At 47.3% G+C, this 14,845-nt stretch carries 7 protein-coding genes; all 7 read left to right on the forward strand.

From position 1 onward, the window contains the following. Window positions 1–95: 95 nt before the first annotated feature. Window positions 96–5,648 (forward strand): glycosyl hydrolase family 28-related protein, encoded by a 5,553-nt coding sequence (locus RS891_RS15140; protein ID WP_315795911.1) that lies wholly within the window; start codon window positions 96–98, stop codon window positions 5,646–5,648. Window positions 5,649–5,693: 45 nt separating this feature from the next. Next, a complete protein-coding gene (locus RS891_RS15145) occupies window positions 5,694–6,917 on the forward strand; it encodes an enolase C-terminal domain-like protein (RefSeq protein ID WP_315795912.1) in 1,224 nt (407 codons plus the stop codon). A gap of 34 nt (window positions 6,918–6,951) precedes the next feature. Then, complete coding sequence (locus RS891_RS15150; RefSeq protein ID WP_315795914.1) at window positions 6,952–7,794, forward strand: NAD-dependent epimerase/dehydratase family protein; 843 nt, start codon at window positions 6,952–6,954, stop codon at window positions 7,792–7,794. Between the two features lie 33 nt (window positions 7,795–7,827). Further along, complete coding sequence (locus tag RS891_RS15155; protein WP_315795916.1) at window positions 7,828–9,519, forward strand: carbohydrate-binding protein; 1,692 nt, start codon at window positions 7,828–7,830, stop codon at window positions 9,517–9,519. Window positions 9,520–9,569: 50 nt separating this feature from the next. Then, the gene (locus RS891_RS15160) at window positions 9,570–10,898 is read left to right on the forward strand and encodes a family 43 glycosylhydrolase (protein WP_315795918.1); all 1,329 of its coding nucleotides are present in this window, start codon (window positions 9,570–9,572) and stop codon (window positions 10,896–10,898) included. A gap of 335 nt (window positions 10,899–11,233) precedes the next feature. Further along, a complete protein-coding gene (locus RS891_RS15165; protein ID WP_315795919.1) occupies window positions 11,234–13,705 on the forward strand; it encodes a family 43 glycosylhydrolase in 2,472 nt (823 codons plus the stop codon). A 217-nt stretch (window positions 13,706–13,922) separates the two neighbouring features. Beyond that, a complete protein-coding gene (locus RS891_RS15170) occupies window positions 13,923–14,840 on the forward strand; it encodes a deoxyribonuclease IV (protein ID WP_181586680.1) in 918 nt (305 codons plus the stop codon). Window positions 14,841–14,845: the final 5 nt, after the last annotated feature.

The raw sequence follows: 14,845 nt of genomic DNA on the forward strand, positions 1-14,845 counted from the left end.
GCTGCGGATTGAAAACGGATGCATCATGTTCCACATACGACAACCCTGTTTTCGTGCAGCTTGATTACATGATCAAGTGAATGGGAGGTACGATTGTGAACAAACGATTATGGTTAGGTGCCAGGTGTACCATTTCAGTGCTGTTGACGATTGTCATGTTATGTTCAGGGCTATACATCACACCAGCAACCACACACGCGGCAGCAGAGGGGGAAGAAACTGAACAGGGAGACGTCCATCCAAATGATGTGTCACCTGACTCGGTAAGTATTACGTTGGGAGAAACTCCTGTACAGCAGGGCATAACGGCTCGTCCCGGCGATGGACCTCCAGAAGGTCTGCTAGTGGGGATGACTGACGGCAAGGAGTATTGGAAAACAAATCAGACGGTGAATCCAACAAATCCAGCCGATAACATCCTGTATTTTTACTTCAATGTTGCGGATGAATATTTGTTTGAAAATACGGATCAGGACGTATTCGTCACGGTTGAATATTACGATAGCAATAGCGGAGCGATGTCTCTGCAATACGATTCGAAGCAATCCAATTTCAAGGATGCTCCTTTGTTCCGGTATGAAAATACGGGAACCTGGAAGACACATACCTTCAAGCTCAGCGATGCCAATTTCGGTAACCGCACCCATGATGCGGATTTCCGGATCGGGGTTAGCGGCGCAGGGGCACCAGCCAACAATTCGGAACTTCATCTGGCCACAGTAACCGTCCATAAGCAGCCTCAGCAGCAGTCGGGGACTCAGACCAAGGTCTATGATACGGAATTCCCTACATCAGATATCGTCATTGCAGATCGGAGCGTAACCGATTATGGAGCAGCAGGAGACGGGGTCTCAGATGATACTCAAGCATTCAAAGAAGCGCTGGCAATAGCGGGAAATCAAGGCGGTGGCGTTGTGTTCGTACCATCTGGAACCTATAAATTAACCGGAGAGCTGGTTATTCCAACAGGCGTTACGCTTCGCGGCGATTGGGGGAATCCCGATGAGCATGGCGGGTTAGTCAAAGGTACAATCCTTGCTGTATATGGCGGCAAAGGTCAAGCTAACGGGAACAGCTTCATAAAGATGGAGCCTTCCAGTGGGGTAACCCATGTGTCTATCTGGTATCCCGAACAGAATCTGAATAACCCGGTGGCTTATCCATGGACGATGGAGCAGCTTCCAGGTGACAGTGCTACGGTGAAAAATGTAACACTCGTCAATGCGTACCAGGGGATTAAGATTGGCCCGGAATGGAACGAACTTCATTATGTGAAGGATGTATACGGCACCACCCTGAAAACCGGTATCTTTCTGGATTTCACAACAGACATTGGGAGACTGGAAGAGCTTCACCTGTCCCCGGATGTATGGGCGAACTCTGGTTTGCCAGGAGCACCTGAACGGTCTCAATTGCGGGAATATATGATACAGCAATCCGAAGGTATCGTAATGGGGCGCTCGGACTGGGAGTACATGTCGAATATTCATATCTCGGGTTACAAGACAGGGATACGAATCACGACAAGAACAGGAAGCCTTGAAACAGCCAATGCGCAGCTGTACAAAATCCAGATCGACGACTGCAACGTAGCGTTGAAGATTGAAGGCGTCAATGATTATGGATTGCTGGTGACTGACAGTCAATTTGAAGCGAGTGCTGGTCCGAATCCTGTTGCCATTTATGCAACGGAAGGCTTTCACTCCATTGCCCAGTTTAACAAAGTAACGGTGGGCGGGGAGCCCAAACATGCGGTTGTAAATGAAGGGCGTGGAACGTTGTCCTTTGAGAGCAGCTCTTTCGAGAATTGGGGTGAAGGAAACGGAGATTATGCCATTGTTGCGAAGAGTGGTTCGCTTATACTGGGCAGTTCTACCTTCGTCAAGCCGGATCGTCACCTGCTTCTTCAGGGAGATGTGGCAACAATCAATGCCATTCATTCCGGATACGAAGGCAATCTTGCGGTGAACGATGAAAGTACCTCGGCGGAACTGAACATCCATCAGGAAGAAAATTTGGTGTTGGAAACCATCCCCGATGTTCCTTCAGTGGATATGGCTGTGCAGCCCAAGCCGGGTACTCGCGAGTTGTTTAACGTCGTGAGCCAGCCCTATTTGGCTGATAACACAGGGAATACGGATTCATCCCAAGCCATTCAACAGGCATTGAATGATGCCGAAGCGGCAGGTGGAGGAACGGTCTATATGCCGGCTGGCATATACCGCGTTGAGCAGGCTTTAGTGGTACCGACTGCCGTAGAACTGCGCGGCAATTATGATGTACCTCATCATACGATCGGGAATGGAACGGTTATTTTTACGAACTATGGAGAAAACGACCCGGATGCCGATGCCTTCATTCAGCTGAAGCAAGCAGCGGGATTGCGCGGATTATCCGTCTATTACGATCAACAAACATGGTCTGATGCCAATCCGGTGAAGCCTTATGCCTGGACTGTGCAAGGTCAAGGGAAAAACGTATACCTGATCGATACAACCTTGGTTAATCCCTACCAGGCTGTCGACTTCGGCACCCATGATACAAGTGGTCATTATATCGATTATGTAGCGGGATCACCGCTCAAGGAAGGCATATATCTTGGTGGCGGTTCAGACGGAGGATACATGCGGAATGTGCAGTTCAATCCGCATTATTATGGACGGAACAATTATCCGAATCATCCATCGAATGATGAAGAATTTAATCAAATTTGGAATTATCAAAAAGAGAACCTGGACGCCTTCCGTATAGGGGATGTCACCAATCAGGTTATTTTCAATACATTTGTATACGGTTCAAAGTACGGTATTCATTTTGAAGAACAGAATGGAAGAGGGCCCGAAGCCGTCGTTATTGGTCATGGCACGGATGGCAGCAAAAAGGGAGCCGTATTGCAACATGCGGGAACAGCAGGTCTGTCGTTTATCAACACAGAGCTTGTTTCCATGAGTACTACAGACAAGGTATACGTGGAGGTTGGGCCAGATTTTGGCTCTAAAGCGGTGTTCTTCAATACGTCCATGTGGGGAGATACAACCAGGTCCTTTGATATACACGGAGGAGATATCCGCATACAGCAGGGAAACTTCACGAACGTTGGTGAAATCGGCATTAATGCAATCGGTGGTGATATTACTCTCTACAATTCCTATTTTCAACAGCCTCGTACGAATCACGTGGTTGCAGGACCAAACGTAGAGAAGATGGTGATATCCAACAACCTGTTTAATGGCGGTTTTCAGATTGAGAATGAGGCACCTCCTGGAAAAGTGACGGGTACCAATCTGTTTCCTTTGGCATTCAAACTGAACCAGCTTGGGTATGATCCATCCAGACCAGGTGAACCCGGAAGCACACTGACTTTGACTAACGTTGCAGGTGAGGCTCTGCTTAAAGGGCAGATCGAACTGATTGAACCGAGTGTGTATCATGCGATGTTTAAGCCAGTGCGATTTGAGGGACTGGGCATTGGAAAAAGCATGGATGTGGCGCTTCCCTATATATCAAGTGACTTGCTCAAATTCAGAGTAACGCTTGAGAACGGGTTCCGTTATGAGACTTCAGTCAAGCTGTCACAATCCTTTGCGGCACAAAAAGATGCTGTTGGAACGCTGCCATTCATTGAGGTTTCGAGTCCGGAGCATTACAACAGCGTCGGTGGAAGCTGGGGAGGTCCGAATGACCTCAGCATTCAAGCTAAAGCAAGTTGGGATGCGGAAAATTTGGTTCTCAAGGTGGACGTCAAGGACGATATTCACCATCAAACCAATACCAATGGCGATATATGGCAAGGTGACAGCCTACAACTCGGTATTGACCTTGGCAAAGAGGATGGTGCGGCCAGCAAACAGGTGAATGAGCTTGGTTTTGCACTGAATCAGGATGGTGTCGTCACGAAATGGAGATGGCGAGCTCCAGAAGGGGTTGCTTCAGGATTGTTGGAATCCGCTTCAGCAAACATTACCCGAGACGAGACGACTCATATTACGCATTATCAAATTACGTTGCCTTTTGCAGCACTTCACCAGGAAGGATATTCATTCCAACCTGACAAACCTATCGGTTTTGCACTGCTTGTCAATGAAAACGATGGGCAAGGGCGATCTGGCTTTATGGAGTTTAATGGAGGGATCGGTACAAGTAAAGATGCACGATTATTCGGAAACTTGTATCTGCTTACGGGTGATTATGTGACATTGTTGGAGCAATCGGCTGAGGCGAGTGTTCGTACTGCGGAGCAAAAGAAAGATGTGACCTCTATAGACACAGCAACCAACTTCGTCAATCTGCTACCGGGCGGCACATTAAAGTCCTCATTACTCGTGAGACTCACTGCTCTTACATCAGGTTCCAATCCGAATCCAGGGGGACCCAATCCCCATCCAGGCTCGGGCTCTGGTTCGCAGCCAAGTGCTGGAGGGGGCTATACGACTGGAGGGAAGAATGAAGCAACACCTGACTCTCCTGGTGCTACAATGCAGCTTCAGCCCAAGCTGGATAAAGCTGCTGCATTAGCAACAGCCGACCTTACCAACAAGATGATGGAGGATGCATTCAACCGCATCACCCCTGATCAGGACGGGAAAAAGAAGCTGATTGTAGACATCGAATCCGTGGATGGTGCTGAAGGGTATGCTCTTACACTTCCATCCAGATTTTTGCAGGAAACACCATCTACCCATTGGTTGGAAATTCGAACAGTATGGGGAGTGCTGCTGGTTCCGAGCAATTTGCTGGCCAATACCCAAGGAACGATTGGAGATCGTATTACCTTGGTATTAAGCAAGGCTGACCGAAGCTCTTGGAGTGCCAAGATGAAATCAGACTTAGGAGAGCGGCCTGCAATTTCATTATCTGTGATATCGGATGGCAAATCCGTTGCATGGCAACATTCCATTACGCCAATCACAGTAAGTTTGCCCTATCAGCCTAATGTAAGTGAACTGCTGGACCCGGAAAAACTCGCAGTACGACGTATCGCGGATGACGGGCAAATGATCTCCATTCCGAATGGAAAGTTCAATAAAAAATCGGAACAAATGATTTTCAAAACAAGGCAAAACGGAGTTTATGCAATTACTCAGGATAATCGAACATTCCAGGATATACGGCAGCTATCATGGGCCCGCCATGCCATCGAAGTTCTAGTGTCCAAAGGGGTTATTCTTGGAATGTCAAAGGCAGAATATCAGCCTCAATCCATGATCCGCCGAGCGGATTTCGTGACCCTGCTTACCAATGCCTTGGAACTACAACCTGATCAGGGAACCAAGGTGGAACGTTTCGTGGATGTACCTGAGCATGTTTATTACGAACAGTCCGTGAACACAGCAAGAACGCTGGGCATTATTCAAGGGGCAGGAGCTGATCGATTCTCGCCAGCGTCTCCAATTACCCGTGAAGAAGCAGCCGTTATGATCTACCGAGCTATGCAAGTTATCGGGATGCAGCCACTTCCTGAAGGTGAATACGGTCTGAATGACTATAAAGATATTCATTTGATTAAGGCATATGCTCGCGATGCAATTGATTCGTTAACCAGATCAACAATTATGGAAGGAAGTAATGGCAGCTTCCGTCCGGGAGATACAATGACTCGTGCTGAGACCGCAGTGCTGCTGTATCGTTTATACAACCGTTTGCCTTAAATCTTCCAGTAGGATCGAAATGGAGCAGATGAGGAGAGTGAACACATGGCTAAAATTACACGGATAGAGTGCATACGTACAAGGCACGACGGAAGCTGGACCATTGTGAAGATTTCGACGGATCAGGATGGTCTTTACGGATTGGGTTCTGCTTCCGATCTTTATAATCCCGAAGCGGTGGTACAGGTCATCGAACAACTGCTGGCACCATTACTCATGGGGAAGGATGCATCCCAAATTGAAGATTTGTGGCATCTCATGCATATGAGCGGATATTGGAGAAATGGGGCAATACTTCAGACGGCCATTGGTGGAATTGACATGGCCCTGTGGGATATCAAGGGCAAGGAAGCGAATCTTCCGGTATATCAATTGTTAGGAGGGGCCTGCCGCTCGGCAGTTCCCTGTTATGGCCATGCCGGAGGTGCTGATATCAGCGAGTTGAAAGAAGACGTATCTCGTTTTATGGAAGAAGGATACACGGTCATTCGAGTGCAGATGGGAGGTTATGGTGGCGGGGGGTTTGTCAGCGGCAAGGACGCGAATTTGCCGCGCGAGCCCTGGAGCAGTGGTCCTGTATTTGATGAACATGCGTATCTGCATGCTATACCTGACATGTTTGAGAAGTTGCGCCTGGAATTCGGGAATGGAATTCAGTTTACCCATGATGTGCATGAGCATTTGTCTCCCATTCATGCCATTCAGCTATCGAAGCGGCTTGAACCTTATCATCTATTCTTTCTGGAAGATGCACTGGCACCGGAACAGATCGGATGGTATCGACAGCTTCGTCAACAGAGTGCTACGCCGCAGGCCGTGGGAGAATTATTTGTTAATCCTCAGGAGTGGACGGGTTTGATTCAAGAGAAGTTGATCGATTTTATCAGAGTTCGGGTATCGAAAGCAGGCGGAATCAGCGCTTGCCGCAAGATCGCTACGCTGGGCGAAGCTTACGGAGTACGAACAGCCTGGCAGGAGGGTGGGGAGAATGATCCTGTTAACCAGGCAGCTGCTGTCCATCTGGATATGGCCCTGTGGAACTTTGGTATTCAGGAAATCAATCATTTTAAACCTCATGAGTTGGAGGTATTCCCGGGACATATCGTCAGAGAGGGCGGATATCTATATCCTTCCAACAAACCGGGACTGGGCATTGAATTGGATGAAGTGAAGGCCAAATCATTACTAAGTGACTTATGGAATCCCAACAAATATCATCGGCCGTATCCTCTGGACCGCAAAGCGGATGGGACATTGGTGCGACCCTAACGAAGTGACAAGAACAGACAGGAGAGATATAGGAATGAAGACGATTGCAGTTACAGGCGGAGGCGGAAAGCTGGGTTCACAGGTCATTGAGAAGCTGCAATTACAGGGTCATGATGTGGTATCGCTGGATAAACACCTGTCTAATCGGGTGCGTTGCAAACAGATCATTGTCGACCTGAACGATTATGGTCAAGTCGTGGGAGCGCTCGCCGGAGTGGATGCGATCATCCATCTGGCTGCGATTCCTGCGCCGCTTCACTACCCACACACTTACATTTTCGCTAATAATACAATTTCCGGATACCATGTGCTGGAAGCAGCCACTTTGCTCGGTATAAAAAAGGTGGTCATGGGCTCCAGTGAATCATCCTACGGATTTGCCTGGGCCAACAAACCCTTCTCTCCGGATTATTTCCCGGTGGATGAACAGCATCCTCAACAGCCGCAGGAATGTTACGGCCTGTCCAAGATCGTTAATGAGGTCACTGCAGAGATGTTTCATCGGAGAAGCGGGATGCAAGTAATTTCCCTCCGTTTTTCAATGATTGTGGGACCGGGAGAGTACAGACATTTGGCTATTGCGAAGGCGGAGACGTTCAAGCACATATTGTGGAGTTACATTGATATAAGGGATGCCGTGGATGCTTGTTTGGCTGCTCTGCACGCCGATTATGATGGGGCTGTTCACGTTAATGTTACCGCTAATGATACGTTAAGCGATCGCCAAACGACAGAATTGCTCGCCACCTTTTATCCTAATGTAAAAGATCTACGGACACCTTTCTCTAATCGAGAAGCCATTGTCAGTAACGGAAGGGTGAAAGAGGTTCTATCCTGGGGTCCGAAGCATTCGTGGACGGATGGAGAACAGGAGTAGCTCACACGCAACTATAATGAATAGGGGGATACTATGCTAAATTTCATGCAAAAAAACAAGAAGGTTTTGGCTTTTGCAAGTGCGGCATTATTGATTCTTACGTTGTGTTTGTCTATTTCTCCTTCCATCGTATCGGCAGCTTCCGCGTTTAATCAAACGCAGGCTTCCAGTTATAACAGTCAATCCGGAGTCCAGCTGGAAAGTTCCAGCGAGGGCGGGCAAAATGTCGCATTTATTGACAACGGTGATTATATTGTATTCAACAATGTTGATTTTGGCAGCGGTGCCAATTCAATTGACGTGAGAGTAGCCAGCAATAACAGTGGCGGTACCATTGAGGTCCGTCTGGATAGCCTAAACGGGACACTCGCGGGAACGGTTGCTGTTCCAGGTACGGGCGGCTGGCAATCCTGGCAAACGAAGTCCGGTTCAATCAATGGTGCCACTGGTGTACACACGGTCTATCTTAAATTCACGGGCGGAACCGGAAATTTGTTCAATTTGCTCTGGTTCAAGTTCAGTGCTTCCGCCGCAGGCAGCGGAGGCGATGTTGTAGGCAAACTGTATGCCGGATATCAAGGCTGGTTCAACGCAGCCGGAGACGGCTCACCGAACGGGGGCTGGGTGCACTGGTCCAAAAATAGCAGTGCGCCATCAGCAAATGGCAACGTGAATTTCGAGTTGTATCCAGACCTTCGCGAATATTCCAAGCTGTATCAGACAAGTTTGGCGAACCTCGGAAATGGTTCTCCTGCCAAATTGTTCTCTTCATATGATCAAGAGACGGTCAACAAACATTTTGAGTGGATGCAAACCTACAATATCGACGGTGCAGCGTTGCAACGGTTCGGCGCAGATGAGAGTGATACACCTAACAACTGGAAAAACAACCGGGACAGCGTAGCCGTCAAGGTTAAGAATGCCGCGGAATCCTATAATCGCAAGTTCTATGTCATGTATGACATTACGGGAATGAATGCGAGCAATTGGGTACAGGCAGTCAAGCATGACTGGACGACCAATGTCGTGAACAACATGCACCTGCCATCATCTTCGGCCTATGCGAAGCAGAACGGTAAGATGGTTGTCTGCATCTGGGGTATTGGCTTCACGGATCGGCCGGGTACAGCAGCAGAGGCTGCCGATCTGATCGGTTGGTTCAAAAACCAGGGGATCTATGTCATCGGTGGTGTGCCTACGTATTGGAGAACGGGTAATAACGACTCCCGATCTGATTTTATGAATGTCTACAAGTCGTTGGATATGATCTCGCCATGGTCCGTTGCTCGCTTCGGCAATATTCAGCAAGCGGACAGCTTCAAAACCAATCAGCTTCAGCCCGATCTGGCCTTCACCCAGCAGAATGGAATTGACTATCAGCCAGTTATCTGGCCGGGTTCGGCTTGGTCAAACATGACTGGAGGCCCAAGAAACGAGAATCCGCGTCTGCATGGTGACTTCATGTGGAGGCAGGCCTTCAATCTGAAGAGCATTGGTATCAATACCGGATATATCGCAATGTTTGACGAATACGATGAAGGTACAGCCATTGCCAAGATGGCAGAGAATAGCTCCATGATTCCAACCAATCAATATTTTCTGACACTGGATGCTGACGGTGTTGCCCTATCTTCAGACTTTTATCTCCGACTTGCAGGGGATATCAACCGCATGTTCAAAAACCAGATTCCAGTGACGGCAAACCATCCAACGAGTCATCAATAGAGCCCAAGTGCACGATTTTAACAAGCAAGTTTACGTTCAGGAGGATTAAAATGACCATAAATGATATTGACTTTGAAACCATACGCCAAAAAACTACATCCATGAATCCAGCAATCACATCTATATATACAGCAGATCCTTCGGCCCATGTATGGAATGACGGTAAAGTTTATATTTACGCATCTCATGACATGGACCCAGCCAGAGGATGCGATCTCATGGACAGATATCATGTTTTCTCCTCGGAGGATATGGTTCACTGGTTGGACGAAGGGGAAATACTCCGTTCAGACGACGTTTCCTGGGGCAGACCAGAGGGCGGCTTCATGTGGGCGCCTGACTGTGCATATAAGAATGGGACCTATTACTTCTATTATCCACATCCAAGCGATTCGAACTGGAATGATTCGTGGAAGATCGGGGTTGCCACCAGTCGCTATCCAGCGCATGGCTTTACGGATCAAGGGTATATCGAGGGACTTGGCGGGTTTGCATTGATTGATCCGTGTGTACTCGTAGACGATGACAATAGCGCCTATATCTACTACGGTGGGGGAAGTGTCTGTCTGGGAGGCAAGCTCAATGAAGATATGATGTCCCTGGAAAACGGCATGACAGAAATGCAAGGTCTCGAGGATTTTCATGAAGCGGCCTGGGTGTTCAAAAGAAATCATCTTTATTACCTTACCTATGCGGATAATCTGGAAAACAACAACCGTATGAGATACGCAACAAGCGAGAATCCGCTTGGTCCATGGACGTACCGAGGCATTTTCCTGGAACCGACCGGCTGTTCCACGACCCACGGGTCGGTAGTGGAATTCAAAGGACAATGGTATCTTTTTTATCACAATCAAGCGATCTCTAGGGAAGGCACGCTGCGCAGTGTATGTATTGACTATCTGGAGTTCGATGAAGATGGTTCCATCAGACCTGTGGTTCAGACAAGGGAAGGTGTATCCTCCGTCGGTCCAGCCCCGGTTCCTGTCCAGCAACGGAAGATTTATGCAAGTGCAACTAGTGAGGTTTTTGGAGGAGCTGAAATTAGGGCATTGCAATCCGGTCAATGCGTGGTCGGGAATCTTCAATCCCCAGAAGCTTACGCCTTATTTAAGAATATAGATGGAGGCGAAGGTGGCAGAGCATCGATTGAGCTTCATTATGCGACAGGTGAACGACTGGCCAAATTGCATCTGACCGTTAATGACCAGGACTATTCCTTACTGAATGCGCTATCTACTGGTGGTTTGCAGGAATTCGGTGGAATCACCAATATCACCGTTCCTTTGGAGCCGGGTAATGTTAACACAATCCAAATTTCAGGTGGACATGGTGAGATCAATCTTTTAAGCCTCACCGTTACCCCGTTGTTGGATTAATACGTAAGAAACGGGATAGACGTTTAAACCTCAGGAGAGTTTCCTGAGGTTTTTTCTTGTAAATATGAACGAGTGAGTTCTAATAAAAGATAAGCACTTTTTTCCAACAAAATGCCAAATAAATGACAACGAAATGTTATTTCTATTTGTAACGGCTTACTTTATGCTAGATTTCAACACCCGATGAAGAGACTGGATTATGTCTGTAAATACGGTTATGAGGCTTAACCGTTGTGCAGAAGAAAACAAGTTCTTCAGATGTTAGACAGAAGCGTACGTAAAGAACCTTGATGTATTTGTAAGCGGTAACAAAAAACAGACTAGGAGGAAATCATGTGAGGAAGAGTCGTCGATTCATGTTCACGCTGTTGGTCATTTTATTAATGGTTTCGTCGGTGCCACTCCCTGCCACAGCCTATCAAAATCCGCAAACGTTACCGGATGAATGGGGACAATATGGACTCGGGGACCCCTATGTATTGAAATTTAATGGATACTATTACCTGTATGTAAGTACAAGAGATACGGACGACGGTGTCAAAGTCTGGAGCTCCAAAGACCTCGTGAATTGGTCGTATCGTGGGTTAGCTGCAACAGATCCCATTACGCACGGAGCTTATGCTCCTGAAGTCGTTTACTGGAATGGCATGTTCTACATGTATACATCACCTGCCGGTAACGGTCATTACGTGCTGAGCAGCACAAGTCCTACCGGACCCTTCAACGTAGTAACGGGCAACCTTGGAAAGTCGATTGACGGTAATGTGTTTATTGACGACGACGGCTCGTTCAGCTTCTATCATGCCGCACAGGGCCGCATAGATGCAGCACCGATGAGCAGTCCGACTGAGATCGGAGTGAGTGCGTCTACAGGAGTGGGGATGGGAGGCTGGACTGAGGGTTCAACCGTCTTCAAACGAAATGGAAAATACTATATGACCTATACAGGTAACCACGTATTTAGCAAAGGATATCGGGTCGATGTGGCTGTTAGCACCACAGGTCCGAGGTCCGGATATGTTACGGATAGCACCAACCCGGTATTAATTCGTACAGAGGGCCCAACCGTGGGATTGGGACACAATACCGTAGTAACAGGACCTAATCTGGACGCACATTATATGATGTATCACAACTTGGAAGGTAACGGAATAATTGGACCGCTGCGGCATCTGAACATGGATCGAATTGTATGGAATAACGACAAGATGATTGTGCAAGGTCCGACTTCAACGGATCAACCCAATCCGGAAATGCCTGTGTTCTATGACTACTTCGATCGTTCTGCAATCGGAAGCAATTGGTCCAACGTGAACGGTGGTAATTGGGGCATCTACAATCAGGAACTCATGTGGCAAAATTCAATGGGCAGCTCAACTTGGTATAAACAAGTGACGGCTTCGAGCAGCGCATCGGATTATACGGCTGAATTTAACATGAAGGAAATGAATCGGGGAACGTCCACCAATCCGAGATACGGCGCTACTTTCTCCTATACGAATGAGAACAATTACGGTGTTGCGCTGATCAGTTCGAAAAACAAAAGACTTGAGACATTTTTCCGGATTAACGGGGTCGATCAGGCTTGGCAAACATTCGATCTGCCTGCCGACTTCAATTATTCGAAATGGCATAACATACGGATAGAAAAATCGGGATCAACGTTTAAATATTACGTAGATGGTATGTTCAAAGCAACGCGTACCGCCAATGTAGGAGCAGGTAAGATTGGTGTTCTGACAGAGGATACGCATGCAGACTTCGGCTATACTGCTTTTAACAATGATGTGAACGGAAGCAGTGCATGGAATGCCTCCAAGCCGATTCCAGGCACAATCGAGGCTGTTCATTATATGAAAGGAGGCGAAGGTGTCGCTTATCACGATACGACGGCTGGGAACCTGGGCGGGGCATATCGGAACGATGCTGGGGATATTCGCCTGAATAACGAAGGACTGTTCAACTTAGGCTGGAATCAGACTGGAGAATGGTATAAATACAAAGTAAACGTGGAGTCAAGCGGATATTACGATATTGATTTTCGCATGGCCACCTCGTTGGATGGAGCTCAGATCCGAGTGTGGGATGGTTCGACCGACTTAACGGGTATCGTCAATGTACCTAATACGGGCGGATGGGATAATTGGAAAAACATCTCCAAGAAAAAAGTCTATTTAAACGCTGGACAACGGGAATTAAAGGTTGAATTCGTAACAGGCGAGGCCGATTTCTCAAGAATGACGTTTCAGAAGAATGTTGATGTGACAAGTGTAAGTGATAATTTCAACGATGGCGACGATAATGGATGGACACGGTTTGAAGGAACCTGGGCTGTAGAGAATGGTGAATACAGTGCAGGAAGCACGGGACCGGCCAAATCTACATTTGGGGATTCGCGATGGGCGGATTATACAGTCGAGGCTGATATCAAGATGATTGACTCGGGGGGAGACGGAGGTTTACTTGTCAGAGTGTCCAATCCATCCCACGGTACAGAGCGAGGCCAGAACAATTATGATGCTTTACAAGGATATTACGCCTATCTCACCACAAGCGGAGTCAGTTTGGGCAAGATGAATTATAATTGGGCGCTCCTCAAGAGCAACGCGCAATCATATTCCACTAATACCTGGTATCATATGAAAGTTGCCGTTAATGGCACAAACATCAAGGTGTATGTGGATGATATGGTCAATCCGAAGATCGATTATACGGACAACAGCCTGAATCCGTTTACGCATGGCAAAATCGGTGTCAGAACGGCAAACAAGCATACGCATTTCGATAACGTATCCGTTTCTCCTTGAACCGGAAGCTAGGCGTTGAGAATGCAAATGGTTGTAATGAGAAGTGATTGCATATTAAGCCGCCAATTGGCGGCTTTTTGCTTTAAACGATAACAAGCTATGGCAACCCAATGGTGCCTTCCTCTGATCTCCTTCACCACCGTCATTTCCCATTAGCCAATCCATCCCATATCATTGATAATTAAATGATGGATTCGACAGGAGAGGGTGGTTGGTAATGAAAAGTAGTGAACTGCTAATTGGATCTCATGTATCCTTTGGAGGAAAAGAGATGCTTCTTCAGGCTAGTAAAGAAGCTGCTTCTTATGGTGCATCTACTTTTCTGATGTACACCGGCGCACCGCAGAATTCGAAACGAAAACCTATTTCGCAATATAATATAGAAGCAGGGCATTTGCACATGAAGCAGCATGGCATTTCCAATATTGTCGTGCATGCTCCATTCCTGATTAATCTGGCGAATAGTTGTAAACGAGAGGTATTTGATTTTAGCATACAATTCCTGCGGGAAGAGATCGAACGAACAGCATCGCTTGGATCAAAACAGCTTGTTCTTCACCCCGGGGCCCACGTCCACGCTGGATTGGACATCGGTATTCGCCAAATAATCCGAGGCTTAAACGAAGTATTACAAGACGATAATCATCCAGAGGTACAGATTTCGTTGGAGACGATGGCGGGAAAAGGAACAGAGTGTGGAACAAGCTTTGAAGAACTGGCACAGATTGTCGATGGCGTGCAGCGGAATGAACGGATTTCCATATGTCTGGATACTTGTCATATTCATGATGCCGGATACGATATTGTTCATAATTTTGATGGGGTACTCGAGCAGTTTGACAAGGTGCTTGGCCTTGATCGATTAAAAGTCCTGCACATCAATGATTCCAAAAATGTGCGGGGATCGAGGAAAGATCGCCATGAGAACATTGGGCACGGACATATCGGACTTCAGGCTTTGGATTATATCGTACATCATCCCCAACTCGTGTCACTTCCGAAACTGCTTGAGACGCCATCGATTGGCAAAATAAAATATAAAAGTGCACCTTATCGACATGAAATTGCCCTGTTAAGAAGAGAGTGCACCGAACCCGTGCAGAAGGAAGAGGATTCTTTAGAAAACAGTAAATAGAGAGT

It is taken from the genome of Paenibacillus sp. BIC5C1, from assembly GCF_032399705.1.
Taxonomy (GTDB): Bacteria; Bacillota; Bacilli; order Paenibacillales; family Paenibacillaceae; genus Paenibacillus; species Paenibacillus taichungensis_A.